Origin of the sequence: Rhizobium sp. CCGE531, assembly GCF_003627795.1 — a bacterium.
Classification (GTDB): domain Bacteria; phylum Pseudomonadota; class Alphaproteobacteria; order Rhizobiales; family Rhizobiaceae; genus Rhizobium.
Genome location: NZ_CP032688.1, coordinates 123,487 through 143,778, shown reverse-complemented (window position 1 = coordinate 143,778; position 20,292 = coordinate 123,487). Strand labels below are relative to the sequence as shown.

The 20,292-nt window shown below is 55.1% G+C and carries 14 protein-coding genes; 8 read left to right on the top strand and 6 right to left on the bottom strand.

What is annotated here, in order from left to right:
• Window positions 1–22: 22 nt before the first annotated feature.
• Window positions 23–1,104 (top strand): IS630 family transposase gene (locus CCGE531_RS33355; RefSeq protein WP_120669925.1). Its coding sequence is split into 2 segments (ribosomal slippage): window positions 23–559 and window positions 562–1,104, totalling 1,080 coding nucleotides; the frame shifts between segments, so codons are not numbered across the junction.
• Between the two features lie 604 nt (window positions 1,105–1,708).
• Here CCGE531_RS33355 and CCGE531_RS33345 read toward each other — a convergent pair.
• The 3 genes from CCGE531_RS33345 to CCGE531_RS35145 all read right to left on the bottom strand — a co-directional run bounded on the left by CCGE531_RS33345 (window position 1,709) and on the right by CCGE531_RS35145 (window position 4,737).
• The gene (locus CCGE531_RS33345) at window positions 1,709–2,176 is read right to left on the bottom strand and encodes an Lrp/AsnC family transcriptional regulator (RefSeq protein WP_120671126.1); all 468 of its coding nucleotides are present in this window, start codon (window positions 2,174–2,176) and stop codon (window positions 1,709–1,711) included.
• Window positions 2,177–2,762: 586 nt separating this feature from the next.
• A complete protein-coding gene (locus CCGE531_RS33340) occupies window positions 2,763–3,932 on the bottom strand; it encodes a Xaa-Pro peptidase family protein (RefSeq protein WP_120671125.1) in 1,170 nt (389 codons plus the stop codon).
• A gap of 97 nt (window positions 3,933–4,029) precedes the next feature.
• Window positions 4,030–4,737 (bottom strand): hypothetical protein, encoded by a 708-nt coding sequence (locus tag CCGE531_RS35145; RefSeq protein ID WP_245459634.1) that lies wholly within the window; start codon window positions 4,735–4,737, stop codon window positions 4,030–4,032.
• Between the two features lie 714 nt (window positions 4,738–5,451).
• On the opposite strand from CCGE531_RS35145, the gene CCGE531_RS33330 reads away from it, so the two are divergent.
• Entirely contained in the window at window positions 5,452–6,720 is a 1,269-nt protein-coding gene (locus CCGE531_RS33330; protein WP_245459633.1) for an aminotransferase class V-fold PLP-dependent enzyme, read from the top strand.
• Window positions 6,721–6,778: 58 nt separating this feature from the next.
• On the opposite strand, the gene CCGE531_RS33325 is transcribed toward CCGE531_RS33330, so the two are convergent.
• Window positions 6,779–7,462, bottom strand: a complete 684-nt coding sequence (locus CCGE531_RS33325; protein WP_245459632.1) for a GntR family transcriptional regulator — start codon at window positions 7,460–7,462, stop codon at window positions 6,779–6,781.
• A gap of 440 nt (window positions 7,463–7,902) precedes the next feature.
• Window positions 7,903–9,291, bottom strand: a complete 1,389-nt coding sequence (locus CCGE531_RS33320; protein WP_120671124.1) for a M20/M25/M40 family metallo-hydrolase — start codon at window positions 9,289–9,291, stop codon at window positions 7,903–7,905.
• A gap of 1,128 nt (window positions 9,292–10,419) precedes the next feature.
• Between CCGE531_RS33320 and CCGE531_RS33315 the strand changes: the two genes are divergently transcribed.
• From CCGE531_RS33315 to CCGE531_RS33290, 6 genes are all read left to right on the top strand, one after another.
• Complete coding sequence (locus CCGE531_RS33315) at window positions 10,420–11,253, top strand: transporter substrate-binding domain-containing protein (protein ID WP_120671123.1); 834 nt, start codon at window positions 10,420–10,422, stop codon at window positions 11,251–11,253.
• 43 nt (window positions 11,254–11,296) lie between these two features.
• A complete protein-coding gene (locus CCGE531_RS33310; protein WP_120671122.1) occupies window positions 11,297–12,271 on the top strand; it encodes an amino acid ABC transporter permease in 975 nt (324 codons plus the stop codon).
• Window positions 12,272–12,393: 122 nt separating this feature from the next.
• Window positions 12,394–13,137: an amino acid ABC transporter ATP-binding protein gene (locus CCGE531_RS33305; protein ID WP_120671255.1), complete on the top strand. Its 744-nt coding sequence runs from the start codon at window positions 12,394–12,396 to the stop codon at window positions 13,135–13,137.
• A gap of 1,217 nt (window positions 13,138–14,354) precedes the next feature.
• Window positions 14,355–15,104 carry an SDR family oxidoreductase gene (locus tag CCGE531_RS33300; protein WP_245459631.1) on the top strand — a complete coding sequence of 250 codons (750 nt, stop codon included), beginning with the start codon at window positions 14,355–14,357 and terminating at the stop codon, window positions 15,102–15,104.
• Between the two features lie 183 nt (window positions 15,105–15,287).
• Complete coding sequence (locus CCGE531_RS33295; protein WP_120671121.1) at window positions 15,288–17,804, top strand: HAMP domain-containing methyl-accepting chemotaxis protein; 2,517 nt, start codon at window positions 15,288–15,290, stop codon at window positions 17,802–17,804.
• A gap of 235 nt (window positions 17,805–18,039) precedes the next feature.
• On the top strand, window positions 18,040–19,194 hold the full coding sequence (locus tag CCGE531_RS33290; RefSeq protein ID WP_210259661.1) for an ABC transporter substrate-binding protein: 1,155 nt from the start codon (window positions 18,040–18,042) through the stop codon (window positions 19,192–19,194).
• A 280-nt stretch (window positions 19,195–19,474) separates the two neighbouring features.
• Here CCGE531_RS33290 and CCGE531_RS33285 read toward each other — a convergent pair whose 3' ends face one another.
• Window positions 19,475–20,266, bottom strand: coding sequence for an NAD(P)-binding domain-containing protein (locus tag CCGE531_RS33285; RefSeq protein ID WP_162944168.1), 792 nt, complete (start codon window positions 20,264–20,266; stop codon window positions 19,475–19,477).
• Window positions 20,267–20,292: the final 26 nt, after the last annotated feature.

Here is a 20,292-nt window from a genome sequence, read left to right as displayed (position 1 = left end):
TTCCGGCAAATCATGATTCAAGATGGCGAAAGGAGATTTCGCCATGGGAACAGCGCTGACCATTCGTGGAGATTATACGGCTGATGATCTGCGTCGGCTGGCAAGGCAGAGCCGTGACGCGGATTGGTCGCGCCGATTGTTGGCCTTGTCGATCATTTACGAGGGTGGTTCGCGCAGCCAGGCAGCATCGATGGGTGGGGTCGGTTTGCAAATTGTCCGTGACTGGGTCGAGCGTTTCAATCTGCATGGTCCAGATGGCCTGAAAACGGGAAAGGCGAAGGGACGTGAGCCCTTGTTGAACGATCAGCAGCGGAAGGCGCTGGTCGAGGCGGTTGAGAACGGTCCCGTTCCCTATCTCGATGGCGTCGTGCGCTGGCGGCTGGTCGATCTGGCGCAATGGCTTTGGCAGGAGCATCGTATCTCCATCAGCCGCCAGACGCTTGGGCGCGAATTGAATGCCCTGGGCTATCGCAAACTCACTGCCCGACCGAAGCATCATGCGCAGGACCCGCATGCGATTGAGGAATTTAAAAAAACTTTCCCGCCGCAGTGGGAGAAATCGCCGCCGGGGCCGCTAAAGGCAAGCGAATAGAAATCTGGTTCCAGGACGAGGCCCGCATCGGCCAGAAGAATAAGATCGCCAGGCGATGGGCCAAACGAGGGACACGGCCCTCGGCTCCGCATGATCAGCGAACGAGATCCGCTTATATCTTCGGCGCGATCTGCCCGAAATTTGGCAAGGCCGCCGCCCTCGTCATGCCATGGTGCGATACCCATGCCATGAACCAGCATTTGATCGAGATATCCGGCCATGTTGCCAATGACGCCCACGCCATCCTCGTCATGGATCAGGCGGGTTGGCATTTATCGAACAATCTCATGGTGCCCGAAAACATCACCATTCTACCGCTGCCAGCGAAGTCACCCGAACTCAATCCGGTCGAAAATCTCTGGCAGTTCATGCGCGAAAACTGGCTCTCTAACCGTGTGTACACATCCTACGAAGACATCGTCGATCACTGCTGCGATGCCTGGCGCAAGCTTCAACGTCAGCCTTGGCGCATCATGTCGATCGGGCGCAGAAAATGGGCCAATGAGTTCTAGTCATCAAGCCTTGGTATAACCTATGAAAATCGAGTGATAAATTGGTACGCATGCACGCAGCGGGCCCGCGAAACGTCCGCGTTGAAAGTCTCGGACACGCCCGAAGGAAAGTGCGCTTCGGAAATGCCAACGGTGTTTGCGCACGGTTGAGGCGAGAGACGAAGCCTGTGGGGGAAAGGCAGAATTTCTGGCAAATGTACCGACAATGCAATCACACATGGCATTCCACAGCGACGAGCGGGTCGCTCCGCCTGATCTTCACGCGGTGCGAGGGCGGGCCGAATTGCGCCTAGAGGAACCGCCGTGGGAGATGTCCTTGCTGCGACTTTGATCCCCGGCATCAATTCGGATCTCGGCCCTGTCATCGCACAGATCAGCCAGAATATCTACGATAGCGGCACCGGGCACAGGCTTCTGATCGCACACGTGCCAAGCGTACTACGACTATACTTGAGGATCATCCTATTCTTAAGGGGCGCCGGTAATGGTTTTTGACGTCTAACGGCACCTTCCCGTACATCCGCTACCGCGCATCACCGTTTTTTCGCACGTGACTCCGAGCTTCAAATCCGTCCGTTTTACAGTGGTGTTTTTCACCACTCTCCTACAACTCGATCGGGAGAGCGAAAGTCGCCTTTACCCTGTCCATGACAACCATCGTTTTAAAGCCCTTAATGTCATGGTTTTCATAGAAGAAGCGCCGCGTGAATTGCTCGTATGATTCCATATCTTTTGAAGTGACAATCAGAAGAAAATCCGCATCGCCAGTGACATAATAGCCGATCATCACCTCTCTGGTATTTCGTATCGCTGCTTTGAACCGGTCGACTATGTCGGCTCGTTCGCGCTCAAGCGAAACAAGCACGATCATAGTGACTTGCCGACCGACGGCCTTCGGGGAAATGACAGACACATCTGCTTCGATCACACCTTCTGCCCGCAACCGCTTCAAGCGGCGCTGGCAAGCCGTGGGCGACAAGTTCACCAACTCCGCAAGTTCCTCTGACGTTAAGCGATTGCTTTTCTGGACCGCCTCTAAAATTGCGACGTCCGCGCGGTCAAGCTCTTTCATAGTGAAATCCTGCGCGAAGGGAGTGGACTGGGATCGTGGCTGCTCAAATCGGAACGGTGGTCGAGAACTGATCGGATCGCGGCCAGCTTCACGTCGAATGCAACGTTAGACGCATAGCTTCCGTTGGTTCTGCGGATCAGTTTCTGTTCGATATCCACTGCCTGATAGTTTATGACGGGCACCCACCGAAGGCCTACACAATGTGGTGCGGGTCGTCTTGCGCGCAAGGTGCCGTCGAGTGACACAGGGCAAAGCTGCGCGCCAGGGGCAAAACTCGAGAGACTGGTGCCGCCTTGCGAGCGAGATCCGCAGTGAGCGCAATCCGCCTTGAGCATGGTAGACTTCCTGGACCTTCGTGACGGCCGTTGTGGTTAAAGCGAACCATACTCCGCTGTCACGCTGTCAGTCCGCGTCGGGCAGATAATCGCCAGGGCTTTCGACCAAGCCCCGGCAAGCATCCGACGCGATCAGTTCGAAACCGCCGTGCCAATACCGATATCGGACGATGCTAAACCCGCTAATGTGCTTTCCTAAGATCGATGGCACACCAGCAGGTCGAGCAGTCAGAAAGCCGTAAAACCGAAAGTTAGATTTCGAAAATCTCCCGGGGAAGTGCGGAGAAGGTCTCGACTCCGGTTTCGGTAACGCGAAACGTTTCGCTGATCACGTAGCCAAAGTCTTCGTCGATCCAGTTACCTAGCATCAGGTGGAACGTCATGTTCGGCTGAAGCACCGTATGGTCATCCTCCCTCAGGCTGGCCGTAGGTTCGGTCCAGTCGATCCCGATCGCATAGCCGCATCGCGATTCTTTCTCCAGCCCATGCTTCTTTAGCGTGGTGTTGAAAGCGACGGCGACATCGCCACAGGTGGCGCCCGGTTTGACGGCAGAAAGTGCGGCCTCCATGCCAGCAACCTCGGCGTCGTGGACCCGGCGAAGGCGATCTGACGGCTTACCGATCGAGTAGGTCCGCATCAGGGCCGAGACATAACCGTGACGTACACCGCCCATCTCAAGGTTAATTTGCGATCCCTGGCGGAAAACATCTTCGGTCCAGATAATGTGCGCCGTGCCCGAACGCGGCGAGGCACAAATGAAAACTCGCCTCAAATCTGTGCCGACTTTGCCATTGGCGCCGCGAACCAGCGTCGCGATGATTTCTGCAGCAGCATCCGCCTCTCTTACGCCCGGACGCATTACTTCTTTCCCTGTCAGCATTCCTGCGTCCGTAATCGCGGCGGCTTCTCGCATCATCTCGATTTCAAGATCTGACTTGACCAGTCGGATCCAGGGCACTTCGTTGCTGAAGTCTGCTAATTTTGTCCCCGGAGCCCCGGCCTGGAACCTGTCGATCAACTTCGCCGAGAGTAAGTTGTTTTCAAGCGCTAATCTCCCACCACCGAGGCCGTCGTCTCGCAGGAAATTAATTAGCGCGTCGAAGCCGTCCTTGTCAGGGTCAGCGATAAGAGCTTCGGGGTAGCCAATTACCCGGTCCCTTTCCATAAACGTCTGATGCACCGCCGCCGGCGCATCCATATGACGCGTCAAGAAAGTTGGCTCTTCATCTTTCAAGGAGATGACGAGGCCTTGTGGAATGTACGCCGACTTGGCTGTGTAACCACATAGATAAGTGATATCTGCAGGGGAGGTGATCAGTAACGAGGTGACCTCGCGTTGTTCCATTTTAGCCTTAACAAGGGCCAGCCTTCGCAGATACTCGGCCCGTGGAAACGCTTGCGGTCCTTTTGGCATTGTCATGAGGTAACTTCCTTTCTTATTGCAGTTGAACGCACAAGCTCTCACTGCGTCATGTGAACTGATTTCGGAAACCCAGCCCGACCTTTTTCTGCGCAACTCAGGCTATGGATGCCATTGTCATCCGGCAAAGATCGGTGATGTCGTAAACGGGCAGGTTCGCGGTTCGCCGGATCGCGGACGCGACCGTCGGAAATCCCGCGCATTCGAACAGAATAACTGCTAACTCGGGATGCGCGCCCCGGAGCCGTGCGATGCAGTCGGCAACATCTGACTCGATCGCTTTAATGTCCATTGGTGGCGCTGGACGCTTTAGCTCGTCATGCCAATACTTACCGCCTTCAATGCCTCCAATCACGACCCGCGCCCGCTCGGCTGGATCAGCAACCCCAAGCAAGTCTTCGCTCAGATGCTTCGAGTCATATGTTAAGACAGCGATTTTGCCCGGCGACGGCACTTGCCGTAGCAGTGCTGGCAACAGGATCAGGCTTGACATAACAACAGGCACTTTGACAGCGGCCGCCACCGCCGATTGATGTCGGATTGAGAAGCCGCACGTTGAGCTTATCGCGATAGCGCCTCGTTCGACCAAGCGATTGGCGGCTGCTATGTAAGCCGGCTCGAGTGCCGGATCACCAGAAACGACATTTTCAACCCAAGCTCCCGCCACGATCTCCTGGATCGTTACGAAGTCAAACGACGACGGATTGAGTATTGAGCCTGGAGCGGGCGTCGGCGGCTTGGCGCCCGGCGGAACCCCCCGTTCGAGGGTAAGAATTCCGAGAGAGCGTGGCGTGTGTGAAGTCATGGAGTACTTTCCCCCTAATGTTGTTTGTCTGCATTTCGGCAAGCCTCTGGCGCAGATACCTACCGGACCCCGCCTCCGTGCATCGCCGCGACCCGAGAAATGTCGAGCACGTTTTCTGATCGTGGGGTCACCACCTCAAGCCCTCGCAAAGCCTCGTCGTTCTCGTACAAAAAGACCGCGTTCAGAGTGTGGAAGGTGCCGCGTAAGTACGGCCTTGCCCGTCACTAACAGGTAGCGAGCGCCCATCGACACCAGTCCAGTGCGATGCCAAATTCCCCGGAGCTCTGAGATCGCGTGTTCCTTTTTTTGTGATCACAAATAGGTTCATGTGAGATATGATATTACCCAATTTGAAACATGTCAACGGCGTTGCCTGCTTGAACCCTCCTTGCTTCATCGGGGAATATGTCAAGCCTTCAAAGCTTGTGCCGGGGGAGCGTCGGCCGCTTTGATAGCCTTTCTCGCAGCGCAGTCTGTCTCTCGACTTTGCGGACTATGCGCCTATCGCTGCAAAAAACCGTTCAAAAGCGGTATATGCCCAGCCTCATCCGCAAATGACCCGTGGTCGACCCGCAGGCTCATAGGCTGCAGCCCGGTGGTAGGGTCCCGGCTCATGCATGCTATTGGCGCGTTATCCAGGCAAGAGAAGAATATATATTTTCGTTGAAATTGAAATAGCGTTATTGTAGCTTTGGCATACCAAAGGAGATGGATATGATGACGGAAAAAGCAGATTTCCCGGAAAATGGCCTGGAAGAAGCCGCGATTTGGGAGGCGATGGAGTGTGCGAGGAAGGGTGACGTAGATTGGAGAGCGGGACGCTTGCCGGGTTTTTACGTTCATTTCGCCAACGACGATGTTGATCGCATCGGTAAAATCGCGCTTGAAAAATTCCACGCGACGAACGCGTTGGGGCTCAGCGCATTTCCATCGATCAAGAAATTCGAGTCGGACGTTGCAGAATGGGCGCTATCCCTTTTTCACGGGGATGAAGGTGTGGCTAGCATTACGTCAGGGGGCACTGAGAGTATTTTCATTGCCATGAAGACTGCACGGGAGTGGGCGAAAGCTGCTCGGCCCGAAGTCACCAAGCCGAAAATGCTACTTTCCCACAGTGCGCACCCGGCCTTCGACAAGGCAGCGAAGTATTTGGGCCTAGAAGTTGTGAGAATTATGCCGCGTGATGATTTCAAAACTGACATCGCCGCGCTGAAGACAGCTTTGGATGATCAAACAATCATAATGGCGGGATCGGCTCCGCAATTTACGATGGGAGTTTTCGATCAGATCGAGGAACTCGCTGCTCTCGCATTAGCGCGAAACGTCTGGTTTCACACTGACGCCTGCGTAGGCGGTTTTCTGTCTCCTTTCGCCGAGCAGAACGGGCACCAGATCCCACTTTGGGATTTCCGAGTGAAGGGCGTAAAGTCGGTTTCTGCAGATTTGCACAAGTATGGGTTTGCGCCTAAGGGGGCTTCAATCGTCGCCTTTTCGAATGCCGAGTACCAGCAGTACCAGGTGTTTGACTTTAACAACTGGTCCCGGGGAAGGTATGTGACGTCGACCTTCGCGGGCACCCGTTCTGGTGCGAACATTGCTGCCGCTTGGGCTGTGATGCGGTTCCTTGGCAATGAGGGCTACTGCAAAATTGCGGAACAAATCTGGACGATACGTGAAAAGCTCATGCGGGAGATCCCAACAATCGAGGACCTGTTTGTTTATGGCGACCCTGAACTTACGGTGATGAGTTACGGTTCAAAGACGCTGGACGCGGGCGATATTGCGGCAGGTCTCGCTGCCAAGGGCTGGCATACCGTTGCGCCGTCTCTGAATCCACCCGCGATCAATCTGGGTATTCTTAGCCTCGCTTTTGGGGAAGTCGTGGACGCCTACTTAAGCGACCTTCGGGAGGTTGTAGCCCAGCTTAAAGCGGGCGAAACCTCCTTTGATCGCTCGCTCATTGGGACCTATGGAACCAGATGAGGATTAGACGCAAATAGCCCAGACAACGCGGCAGCTGCCCGCCACGGGCGTAATAACGCTAGCCGCGTGTCTGATTCAACAATGCCGCTGCCGTGATGATACTGGAGATGTAGGTCAGCGCCTGATCGATATCCAGCCTAACTTCTTCGACAACGGCGGTGGCGTCTCGGTTCTCAACCCCGCTGGCGATTCTTTCACGCCAATCGCCGCGAGCAGCTGATATCGAGGAAATGTAGTGGGGGTAAAGCAGATTTAGGTACGGCCCTGTCTTCAGCCAAAGGGAGTTAACGATCCGGAGAAGGTCGGGCATGCTGCACGCGGCATATAGCTCAAACTGAAATTTATAGACCAGTGCAATGTCGGCTCGCCGATCACCAGCTGCGCGAGCCTTTTTTATTTTTTCCGACGTCTTGCGCAACGTCTCCGCGATCTCTGGTGTCCCCCTAAGTGCAGCACGCTCAGCGGCAAAGCACTCGATGTGCAAACGAATATCCTTAAGTTCCGCGATTTGTTCGGGCATTAAAAGCGGTACGACGGCGGATCTGTTCACTTCACCTTGTAGGACCCCCTCGGATATAAGGCGATAAAGAGCCTCCCGCACAGGTGTAGGGCTCATCGACAAGTTTTTGGCAAGGTCTCTTATCGTGATCTTCTCGCCCGGAGAGAAATGACCGCCGCGGATCAGCGCTCCTAATCGGTCATAAACCTGGTCTCTCAATACAGCGGTTGTTGGCGTGATCAAATTCCCACCCTCTGACTTCCTTATTTTGATCAATCATTTAAATTGATGACGCATCTGTAACAAGACGCTGCCGATGCAAAATCATTCGATTCAGCGTCGGCGAGCTGATGTAACTGCCTTCAGCGGCGCCGTCGGGCTTCGAGCAAGCATGGCTAAATTCAGTTGGCCGTTTCGAACTGCATTAACGTTAAGTTGCAAGTCTCCCTGACGAGGTCCTTGGGGATATAGGCGAAGCAGTTATGATAAAAGTCGGGGTTGTCATACGAGATCTTATGCTACCCCAAAGATCCCTCAATCAAGACGCTGTATGTCATCACTCTAATGTCCACGTCGCGGTGGTCTGTGCCAGCATGGATAGGCGAATTGGTATCTCGCCCGATAAGCGGCCGGATTTTCGGAAAACGGGCCATTCTTCTTCCCGGCGTGCGTCGCTCTGCCTGCTACTTTCTTGTCAGCGCGTCGAGTATCCGCGCCCAGGAGCGCTGACCCTTATGGAACGAAACCACATTATACTTCTCGTTCGGCGAATGGATGCGATCGTTCGGAAGAGCGAAGCCCACTAAGAGTGAGTCGAGCCCCAGGCATGTCTGGAAGTCACCGACAACAGGTATCGAACCACCCACGACCTTCACGATCGGGGCTTTTGTCCATTCGTCGGCGAGGGCTAACTTGGCGGCAGCCAGATATGGCGCATCGTAAGGAAGCTGATGCGCCGGCGAGCAGTCATGCGATTGAAATTCCACCCTACAGTCTGCCGGGAGGCGCTCCTCGACGAATTTCCGGAACAAGACCCTGATATTGGCTGGGTCCTGCTTATGTACGAGACGAAACGAAACCTTGGCAGAGGCTTCAGCCGGAATGACTGTCTTGAAACCCTTACCCGTGTAGCCGCCGGAAAACCCGTTGAATTCGGCTGTGGGTCGCGCCCAGACCAGTTCGAGTATCGAGCGGTCCTTCTCACCCGAAGGTACCGACAGGCCGATTGGGCCAAGGAAACTTTCGGCCGTCTCGCCGAGCGCCTCCCACGAATCCAAGACTTGGCTTGGCGTCTCCTCGACGCCGTCATAGAAGCCGTGAATTGCCACGCGGCCATCCTTGTCATGGATATCACCGAGGATTTTCGCCAGCACTCGGATGGGGTTCGCCGCCGCGCCGCCATAGATGCCTGAGTGAAGATCGCGGCTTGCACCATGGATTGTCATCTCTTCTTCCACCAGTCCACGCATGCCGACGCAAATCGCCGGAGTCGTCGCGTCGCGTTGGCTCGTGTCGCACACCATCGCGAAGTCGGCCTTTAATTCCTCTGCGTTGGCCGCCAGAAACGCGCGCATCGAGGGGGAGCCGGACTCCTCCTCACCCTCGAAGAGGATTGTGACTTTACAGGGCAACGCCCCATCCACTGCCTTGTAAGCACGACAGGCTTCAACGAACGTCATCAGTTGGCCTTTGTCATCCGAAGCGCCGCGTCCGGCAATGACCTGGTAGCCATCCTCGCTCTCGCGCACGGCGGGATCAAACGGGTCGTGGGCCCACAGCTCGATTGGATCAACCGGCTGAACATCATAGTGGCCGTAGAAGAGGACGTGAGGAGCGCCAGGGGGGCCGTCATGGTGGGCGACGACCATCGGGTGGCCTGGAGTTTCGCGTACGCTGGCTTCGAAGCCGATCGAGTTCAGATCACTTACAAGCCACTCCGCAGCCTTTTGGCAATCCGCTTTGTAGGCTGGATCAGTGGAGATCGACTTGATGCGCAAAAGGCTGAACAGGCGCGATACCGCGGCCTCGCATTCGGTGTCGATGTGATTTAGGACGGCTGGTAGCGCGGTCATGAAGATCTCCTAGGTGGTTTACCTTCAGCTCGGAAGAGCTGGTAGATTCGGTGTACTGCCCTTGCGGCATCCATCCTTGTGGCCGGCAGGCAGGTGTTCAAGTCATTCGATGGTCGCCAATGGATCGTCCGTATTGGATTAGGCTCTCGGCGCTAGTTATTTCGGCTGAGCCATGCATCGCCAAACTGGATTTCCATCATTCTCCCAAGACGATCGCATCGGAGGTAGTCGTCGTGGACCCGCTCTCCGAATACAGATCCATTATATCTGGTATCACAAATTGGCGCAAATCCTATACCATTATACTTCAATTTCAATCCCGCCGAGTGCAAGACGGGAAGTTTGGCTCATTCCGCAAGATTAAGCCTCACGATGAGCCGGGGGCGGGGTGGTTGTAACGGCCGCGATAGCCAGTTGCGGACGAACCCTCCTGGATTTTCCACCTTCGCACAGGAGGCCTGGCTGGCTATCGATGATACCCATGGAGCGTCAACGCCGCGCCTCTGGTTACTCCGTCAGCTCGACGGCACAAAGCCAAATGATCCGACCTGCGGGGGTTATTAGCCTCTTACGAGCCCATCATGAGCTTTTGGCAGGGATGTGGACATCCGGCCCGACCAACTGCTTAGCCTCGCACCCGCTGCCAATGCGTCACACCGAAGTTTGGCGTCGGTCACACCGTTCCGGCCAACCCAAAGCGAAAGCTGCTTGTACTGAGACTAAGTCCTCATGGCCCCCGCGCCTCCCGTGATGATCGTGTGGAAAGACCTCCTCTTGAACCGAGATACGCCGAGCAACGGCTTGCTCGCCGCTATGCAGCCTGTATCAACGCCTCTTTCGGAACGTGTCCTGCCGTTGACAGGTTTCAAATCATGAAATATTATATCTCATATCGTCATCTTTGAGATCACATAAAAAACAAGATGCCTTGGTGAGAAGGGATGATCGAGGGCGCGTCGCATTGATTGAATATCGGCGGGCGTTTGCGACCTTTGGACGACGGGTGCTCCGTCGACTGAAAGGCGATGGCTTCAGATTGCGGCGGCCTAAAGCCTCAAGTCTGATTTGAACTGGTTAGACGAACACGGTCGCATCACCGGCCGAGGGGAACACAAAAAGGAACATCACATGAGCAAATTTCTGATTTCAGCTGCAGCCGCCGCGTTGCTTGCCGCTCTATCGACAGCCATGCCGGCCAAGGCTGGTGCCGTTCTCGATCAAGTCCAGGCGGCAAAGACGCTTACGGTAGCGACTTCTAGCGGTTGGCCTAACAGTTCGTTCCTGAATGACAAACAGGAACTCGATGGTTTTGAGATCGAGGTTGCCAAGGGAGTGGCGAAACACCTTGGGGTCTCCGTCAAGTTCGTAACGCCGGGCTGGGACGTCATAGTTGCAGGCAAATGGGCAGGCCGTTGGGATATGGCGATGGGCCAGATGGTTCCGACCAAGGCCCGCGCGGAAAAGTTCGATTTTCCTGCCATTTACTTTTACACGCGGAACGTTGCTGTCATTCACAAAGACAGTAAAGCAACCAAACTTTCCGACCTGGATGGAAAGGTGATCGGCCTCGTAACAGGTGATGATGCGGCAATCGCATATGCCCGTCATAACCTGACGTTGGATTGGGCGGACGAAAAGCCGGTAGAATACAAGTTTACACCGGGCGAAATGCGAAACTATGAGAATACCTCGTTGCAGGTGGATGACCTGCGGCTAGGTGATGGAGTTCGCCTCGATGCAGTGATCACTGACGAAGTGAGTGCGCACGGTGTGATCAAAGCTGGTTACCCCTTGAAAGTGCTCGGTGATGCATTGTTCCCAACGCCCGGGGCCATTGCAATTTCAAAGGGGGACAAAGAGTTCTCTGACAAGATATCTGCCGCCATCAAAAGCATGAGGGATGATGGTACGCTCTCTAAGCTCTCAATTAAGTGGTATGGTGTCGATAGCACCGTTGAATAGGTTGTAAACCTCTGTTTGAGCAACCTTATCGAAGGACGCCGTAATGCTTTATCAGGATACAATTGACTCCGAGGTCTTGGTTCACAAGCCGTGGTTTGTGGCCTCTACCTTCGCTGTCGTGCTCGCTCTGTTTCTGATGTATAACCTAACTGGCACAACCATGGGGGAGCTTATGCGCCCCGTCATCGGCGATCCGTCGCAAAGCGGCCTTTACGGCCGCTTTGCGATCGCTTTTGTTATTGCGGTTGCGTTCAGTCTTAATCTCGTGCTCATCGGGTTCGCGCCGATAAAAGCCCAAATCATCTTGGTTTGGCTTGAGTTGCTCCTGCTCATTCTAGCATTCTTCAAGTCGTTTGACCTCAGTCTGCCTTTCATCCGGGAAAACCTTCCCTTTCTGATAACGCAGGGTGTGTTTACGACGTTGTATGTGTCGGCAATTTCGCTGCTTTTTGCGTCGCTCATCGCAATCATTGCCGCTGTTGCAAAGCTTTCGAGTAACGGCTTCGCTTACGGGATCGCAAGTTTCTACACGTCGTTCTTCCGCGGTCTCCCCCTGCTGATGCAGATTTACCTCATCTACCTCGGTTTGCCTCAGTTCGGTATCGTTCTGAACGCGGTGCCTTCAGGAATATTGGCCCTTTCAGTCTGTATCGGCGCCTATATGACGGAAATCTTCCGCTCTGGAATTCAGAGCATCGACCGCGGGCAATGGGAAGCATCCAGGTCCATGGGCTTCGGCTTCGGTCTGACAATGCGAAGGATTATACTTCCGCAGGCGCTTCCCGTTATCGTTCCACCGATGGGGAACACCTTTATCTCGATGCTGAAAGATAGTTCGCTCGTGTCCGTCCTTGGCGTATGGGAACTGACGTTCCTGGCTCGCACGATTGGCCAGCCCACCTTTCACAATATGGAGATGCTTGTAGCGGCTTCGTTGATTTATTGGGTTTTATCCTGTTGTCTCGAACTGATTCAATCAAAGATCGAACGCCATTACAGCAGGAGCAAGCTGCGATGATCGCCAGCAACACACAACTGCTGAATGGCCTCGGTGGAGGCAACCTTTCGCCGGAGAATGGGAATATGCTGCGCGTGGCGCCTCTATCATCTCAGGAGCCTTCCAATCAGAAGCAGGTGCCAATGACCGCGGATAAAATCATCGAAGCGACGAACGTCTCGAAATGGTACGGTTCTTTCCGCGCATTGACCGATGTCAACCTCACTGTGCGCAAAGGCGAACGTATTGTTATTTGCGGACCCTCAGGATCCGGGAAGTCAACGCTCATCCGCTGCTTCAACAGACTAGAAGCCCACCAGGAAGGCGAGATCACCGTCAATGGGATCCGATTGCACAGTAAGATGCGCAACGTGACCGACGTCCGCAAGAATGTTGGGATGGTGTTTCAGCACTTCAACCTTTTCCCCCATATGACTGTGCTGATGAATTGCATGGCGGGTCCCATGTGGATGAAGGGCTTATCCGAATCTGAGGCTAAGAAGACGGCTCTGAAGTTCCTTGAGCGCGTGCGCATTCCAGAACAGGCGTACAAATATCCGGTTCAATTGTCCGGGGGACAGCAGCAGCGCGTGGCCATTGCCCGCTCGCTGTGCATGGAGCCGGCCGTTATGCTCTTCGATGAACCCACGTCGGCACTCGATCCGGAAATGGTGTCGGAAGTACTGGAAACGATGACGGGTCTGGCACGCGACGGCATGACGATGGTCTGTGTCACACATGAGATGGGATTTGCGCGTGCCGTCGCGGACCGCGTCATCTTCATGGACCGGGGCCAGATCGTCGAAGAGGGCGCTCCGAATGCGTTTTTCACCAACCCGCAACACGACAGGACAAAGCTCTTCCTGAGTCAAATCCTGAAACATTGAACGGGCCCATGCGGCGAGCCTACCATCTGGCGCACACGCTATCGGGCGGCTGCAGGCTTGATATAACGATATCCTGACCTGTAATGTCTGCCGTCGTCGGCGTATCTTTCGCCTGCAGAGCCGATCGCCGAGGCAATCTGCTCTGTGACGGCTCGGCGCAATTTTGCGAGCATCTCAAACGTCCGGTGTAGCCGGCGAGCCGCTGCCGATGACGAACTGATCCGCCTGGCCTGACGGGTGCGAAGTCGGTGGCGGCGTCCTTCGTCCAGATGGTTCGTAAGTAATCCAACTTGCCCTCTTTGCCCGAGCGGTTCGGCGAGGTTATTGATCTTTCCTTCCTCAACTTCATCTGCGGCAACCACCCACGACAAGTTGCGGGGAGCGCAGGGACTCTCCGACGATCTGTCATCCAGTTCGGCGGTATCGCTCCGCTCTATGTCGTGATTCCGCGTCCCCGCGTAGCCGCGACCGAGTGGATTTCAATCTGCGGGTCGAAATTGCGCCGATCAGCATCCGGGCGCAAGGTGCCGGACAGCTCGGAAGCCCTAACGCGTGTCAAGGCTCCATAGTAGAGGGCATCTCGTTTTTGCTGAACCACGCGCAATAAAACGGAAATCCGTCGGCAATCGGGTCGCGGAAATTTGTGGCCGGCACTTTGTCTTTGCTGGCTTCGTGCGGCATGCGAGCACCACAGGACGTGGCGGGGAACGTAGGGTTTGGCAAAGAATCTGGCCTATAGCACGATAATAGATTGACAGATTGTCTGATAATATCTTTAGTCCGACTCAGTGCCTGCCGCGATGGCGCGTGTTCCACCGGAGGAAAGATTGTCAGACTCTCAAAAAACGCGTTGCATTTAATGAGTTGGGCGCGATGGGCCAGACGAATGCAATACGCACCAGCGAGCCGCATGTAAAAGCGTAGGACTTTCCCGATAGATGGTCCCCAGAGACACCCATGGGCGCCTCGATGGAAGGTCCAACTGTGGCGCGGCCAGACCAAGCCGACACGGGCGCCAAAGACCGGGGTGACGCCGGACGTCGAAAAAGCCGATGAGTTCCGTCGATCATCTTTTCACGTCTTCGTGGCTGCCTGGGGTAGGAGAGGCGTGAGACAACGTGATTTGGAGATAGGTGTTTGGATTGCCTGTTGAAATATGATCGAGGTGCTGGATCTCACGATTTCCCACATGGGCCGTTTTCCGCGTGAAACCAGTATTGCAGACACACAACGCACGCACGTCGACGCCGACGGACCGGTTTATCGAAGGAGGACAGACCGCCGCCGACTCTGATGCTGGCAAAGTATGCGTGTTGGTGGGCGCGTCAAACCCGGTCGGTCTCTGTCTTGCGCAATCTTTTCTCGAAACTGGCTACCGTGTCGCCGTAGGCGATCTCGACCCTTCAGACTTCAGTTCATTAACCGCAGTCTCGGGGACGAATTTGTTTCCGGTTAAGGTCAATTTGAATAGGGACGTTTATGTCAATTCAATGGTCGATCAGGTCTACCTACGCTGGAGCCGGGTCGATATTCTGGTGAACATAGCCTTCCGTCGTCGTGAATGCGCCGATCCGCTTTCCGCTACGGATCTTGGGCTTGATGCCGTCTCCAATCTTATAAGGGTGACAAGTGCTTTCGGCTCCCGGCTCCAGGGAGAGGAACTCGCTGTCGTGAATATCGCGTGGTTTGACGAGAAGACGCTACTAGAGGTCGACCGCGAGGCTGTGCTCCAAGCGGCCTTACGAACCGCGACGAGTGCAATGGCGAAGAAGTATTTCGACACGGGGCTTCGAATAAACGCTGTTCATACAAGAAATGCGCGTTCGACATCTTGCGTTCAAAGTGACACGCTTAGGACACTTGTTCAAGCTGTTCAATTTCTTGCCAGTCCGGAGCTGTCTGGAAAGCTCACGGGGAACGTCTTGGACATCGACCTGAAACCCGACGATAGTCCTGTCCGCGGATAATCCGCGACTATATTAACTTGGCGTTAAGGTTGATAGTTTGCGCGTCAATTCGACGAGGAAACCCTAACAAGGTGTAAAGCATTTAGCATCTCCGCAGTCGAACATTCTTTCTCTTCGTTTAGTTCGAATAACTAAAATTCCAGAAACGGGTGGCAGTGCCCGCTTTAGTCATCTGGAGGTTTTATGTTCGTCGATCGCTTGCTATCCGCTTTCAGCATCAGAGCGAAAGTCCTATTAGTACTGGTGCCGCTTGTCATGATACTGGCAGCCGTCGGCGTCGTGAGCCTACAGGCGACCGGATTGCTGCAATCTCGCCTTCGCCTATCGAGCGAAGTTCTTGAGACTTTGAGCGGATTTCGGGAAGTCTCTGAGAGCATGAACCGGTTTTTGGCGCAGAGTTCGACGGAGAACCGTGATGAGGCCCTGGCAAGTCTAAGCGGGCAGGGCGCCACGATGCTGTCGCTTCAGAAAGCCGCCACTGACGTCGGTAGTGACACTCGTGCTCTTGAAAGCAGTGAGTCCGCGATGTCTGCTATTTCTGACAGCATGGACCGCATGTGGTCCCTGCACAACGATGAGCTGTCCATTCGTCGTGACGTCGCCGCGAGTTTGACCGAGATCAAGCAGGTCGCGGCCGACCTGAAGCTGGCCGCCGTTAAAGTCCGTGCGCAGGTCCGCAACCAGGAAAACTCTGGCAAAACGATGCTCAGAGAGGCTACGCGCTCAATCGACACGGCGGCAATTATGCAGCGGTTGTCGGAAAATTTGGTCAACCTGTCGGCCAGCGCGATGCAAACCCCCGAGGCACAGCAACAAGCGCTCATGCTCAAAAAGGCGATGAAAACTGTCAAGCGCGTCGTTGCAACGGGCGATGACGGACAAGCCGTCGCAAACTTGGAACAGGCGATCTCCAGGGTCGTCGCTACTTCCGGGCTGGATAGCGCTTTCCTTCACAACCTTGGGACCGACCTTAGTGCGTTTGCGCCGCGACTGCGAAATGACGCCATACAGCATATGATCGAGGGAACCCATGCAGTTCGAGGCTTGGATAAGCCATTGGCGGAATCGGAGACGCTCGTTGCGGCAGTAGCATCAGTAGGCCAGGATGCCGATTCGATAGAGATTGAGATAAACAACCTGTTGCGGGCGGCCAGCACGGAAAACCAGCAGCGACTCGTTGAGCAACTTACGAAACTGACGCGTGACACCGTAGCGGTTGGAGGCGTAGCCAGTTCATTGGCAGACTTCCCCAAAATGGAGGAGATCCTCTACTCACAGGGGGATGCCATCGAACAGAATACCGAGAAGCTGGTCAAGATCGCGGAAGGTCGGCAGGCGCAGTACGCAGAGGCGGATCAAACCGTCCAGTCGATATGGAAAAATCTCGTGTCGTTCGCCTCGACTCAGGAACATGACGCTCACCGGGAAAGCGATTTCGCCCGACTATTGTCCGCAGCTGCTACCGTCTCGGGTGTCTTGGTCGCCCTCTTGGCTGGAGCCGGGCTGATGGCGACATTGCGCGCGCCAATCGAACGGATCGCAAGGCGCATGCAGGGGCTAGCAACCGGCGATCTTCAATCAGACATCGTCGGCTGCCAGCGGAAAGACGAAATTGGCGATATGGCTCGCGCGCTTGAAGTTTTTCGCGGAAATGCGGTCTCGAAGCTCGAGGTTGAAGCGCGTGCGCAAGACGACCGTAAAACGGCTGATCAGGAGCGGACGGATCGTGAGTTTGAGCGTGCTCAGCTTGAGAAAGAAGTGTCCAGCGCTGTACAAACACTCGGGGAGGCACTGTCTCGATTGGCGCGGGGAGACATCTCGCAAACCATCGACCGCCACTTCCATCCCAATCTCGAGCAACTGCGGCGTGACTTCAACCACTCACTGTCCGTCCTCAGGGATACCGTGTCCCATATCGACGAGAACACACAACAAATCAAATGGGGAACCAACGAACTTTTCAAAGCCTCCGATGATTTGTCACGCCGGACTGAACGACAAGCTGCTTCTCTTGAAGAAACCGCCGCAGCCGTTGAGCAGGTGACTGCGACGGTGAGGAACTCCTCGGAGAATGCCTGTGAGACACAAGCGTTTGTTTCCGCAGTCAAGGAACATGCAGAGGGCGCGGCCATCATTGTGACTGATGCTATTAGCGCCATGGGGCGAATTCAGGATGCATCTTACAAGATTGGACAGATCATAGGATTGATCGACACGATTGCATTCCAGACGAACTTGCTTGCGCTGAATGCCGGCGTTGAAGCAGCTCGTGCCGGCGATGCTGGAAAAGGCTTCGCGGTCGTTGCACAAGAAGTACGGGAGCTTGCCCAAAGGTCGTCAGCCGCAGCGCTCGAGATCCGGCAGTTGATTTCAGAATCTTCGTCAGAGGTGGCCGTCGGTTCGGATTACGTCGGCAAGACCGGGGAGGCTCTGCACAGTATAGCGGCATCCATCGTGCAGATTTCTGATCGCATTGACCAGATTGTGAGTTCCAGCCGCGAACAAGCGACTTCGCTGGCCGAGATCAATAACAACGTCAATGTTCTTGATCAGGGGACGCAACAGAATGCAGCCATGGCTGAGCAGACAAACGCTGCAACGAAGACGCTTTCTGATCAGACTGTCGAACTCAGCGAACGGCTTGCTGGGTTCAAGTTGACAGATGACAGGCCAGCTCATCGGGTAAGTCTCGCTGCATAAGGCAGGCGTAGTGAGATTCGAAGCATGCCGATGGCGGGCCATGCCGCCATTCGATCGAATGAAAGTCACATACCCCAGCGCACGATTTCGCTTCGATGCGCCGGTCTCTCTCCTGGTAGCTCTTTGTCGCTCTCCGTCGCGCAGGATTCAGCACGGCCCGGGCCAACCTTAAGACAACGAAACTATCATCCAGTGCTCAGACTTTGAAAGGTGCCTATCCGTGTGCGTACGTGAGTTGATAATTGGATTTTTTCTCGCTGCAACCCTGGCCATCCCGCTGACGGCGAAGGCTGGCGGGCTCAGTGAACTGCCGCGGGAAGAGCGGAAGACCTACGAGTTATTGGACCCGCGGTTGCCCACGGGAGAGTCTGTGTTTCGGAATTTCAGAGCAAAGCGAGCGCCACCGTGGAAAATTGGTTACGCCTCGAGCTACGCTGATAACACATGGCGTGCGAACGTCCTTGATGAATTTACAAACAAGCTTCTGCCGACTTTCAAGAAGGCTGGGCTGGTATCCGAGCTCGTCGTTACGCAGTCCAATCTCGATGATAGCGCCCAGATCAGCCAAATGCGGCAGATGGTAGATGATGGTGTCGACGCCATAATCATATGCTGCTCCAACCTTACAGCGCTCAACCCGACAATAGAGTACGCCCATTCGAAGGGCGTGCCTGTTATCTCATACTCCGGTTATGTGACGTCGCCGTTCGCAATCAATGCGACAGAGAATAACATGCAGGGCGGTTTTGAGGCGTCAAAGTGGTTGGCGGAAGAGATCGAAGGTAGCGGCAATGTGCTGCTTGTGTCCGGAATCACTGGCTTCGCCTCCTCAGACAGCTTTCAGGCCGGCGCCACAAAAGCCTTGGAGTACTATCCCGAGATCAACGTCGTGGGACAAGTTGACGGGAAATGGACAGACAGCGTCGCACAATCCGAAGTTCAGAAGTTCCTTGCCGCCAACCCTGGCCGAATTGATGGTATTATTGTTCAGTCGGGAGCCGAGTCTGGTGTGATCGACGCCGTCCGCCAGTCCGGGCGCGAGATTGTGCCGGTCGTGCTTGGCGGAGAGGCTTCGGCATCATGCTACTGGCGTAAGAATCCTGAATTTGTAAGCAGGAGCTTCCACTTCTGGCCGCCGCGCTCCGAGGCTCGTTTCGTATGGGACGTGATGATGCGCACTCTGGAGGGTCAAGGTCCGAAGATACAGTCTATTCTGCGACCGGCGATTCCTTACACGATTGATGATGTAAAATCGGATCTGCCAGCTGATTGCGACCCTAATAGTGAAGACTGGCTCGAACCGAAGGATGCAGCTTGGTGGACTGCTGACGCTGCCGCTAAATTTTTCGACAATCCAGCAGATCCGCTTTCCTGGAGACCCACCAACTGATCTTGCGTGCTGTGTAGGCAGTGAAACGCTACCCCGGCCGGCCTCGGGCGGGGTTGATGACATGGGAGATGCCGCTGGTCGCGTCAGCAGGAATTCTAGAAACGATCCGGTTCCGAAGGAACGACGATGTGCCCGGCCTGGGCACTCTCGCCCCGGATGCTGGGGATATTCTACTGGCTATTACTGATCCTGTTCCATAATAGACCGTTATGCTGCCTGCCATGCGCTTGGAAGGGCTAAGTATCTCGTCAAGGGCCAGAACTGCCAAATTGTGACGGCCTTATGGCTTAGAGGACGTCTTCGATTTCAAGTCGAGGTCGATCAAGCTAAGCGCCTCGGCCCAAGGTTCAAATGAATTTCGGTGGCGCAGGTAATCGAGGCCCACCTTCGTGTACGTGCCAGGCGTGGCGATCCGATCGGAGATCGCGTCAAGGGAAATACTCTGATTTGCTAGTGCGTTGCCCGCCGCGCCCAGTAAGTTCCCAGCGACCAAATCTCTCGCCTTAGAGGCCTCCATGCCGTGATCGACGAACCATTTCTCCAACCGTGAAGCAAAGCTGTATGTGAATCCAGCCAAGCACGCTCCGATCATCGCGAGATCAAGGTCGGCCTCTCTGTCCAGCGCAAGGACCTTCCCCGCGCGCTCAAAAACACTATTGATGTCATCGGACGATGGAAACAGTGGAAAGAGACCACCGTCGATCACCCCGATGTAACTCGAGGGCATTATGCGAACGATGGGGGAGTTTGTGCGCAGGCTGCTACGCAAGCTTGCGATCGTCACGCCAGCAACGGCGGAGATCAAGGTTTGCGTGTCGCGAAGCCGCAACTTTGAGAGAACTGCTACTAGCTGCTCGGGCCTGACCGAGAGAAGAATCCAGTCGGCCTGATCAATCAAGGCCTGATCGTCCGTCGCGATCTTACAGTTTCCAGCGGTAGCGAGGGATTGCGCGCGTGTCTGACTGAAGGGCGAAAGTATGATACGGCCGGAGTGGCCGCCTCTGCGCAACGCAGAGACCAAATACGCCGCGAAATCCCCGGTGCCGATAATCCCGATCGTTGGGTCACTCACTGGAATTACTCCTGATTCAAGTCGGC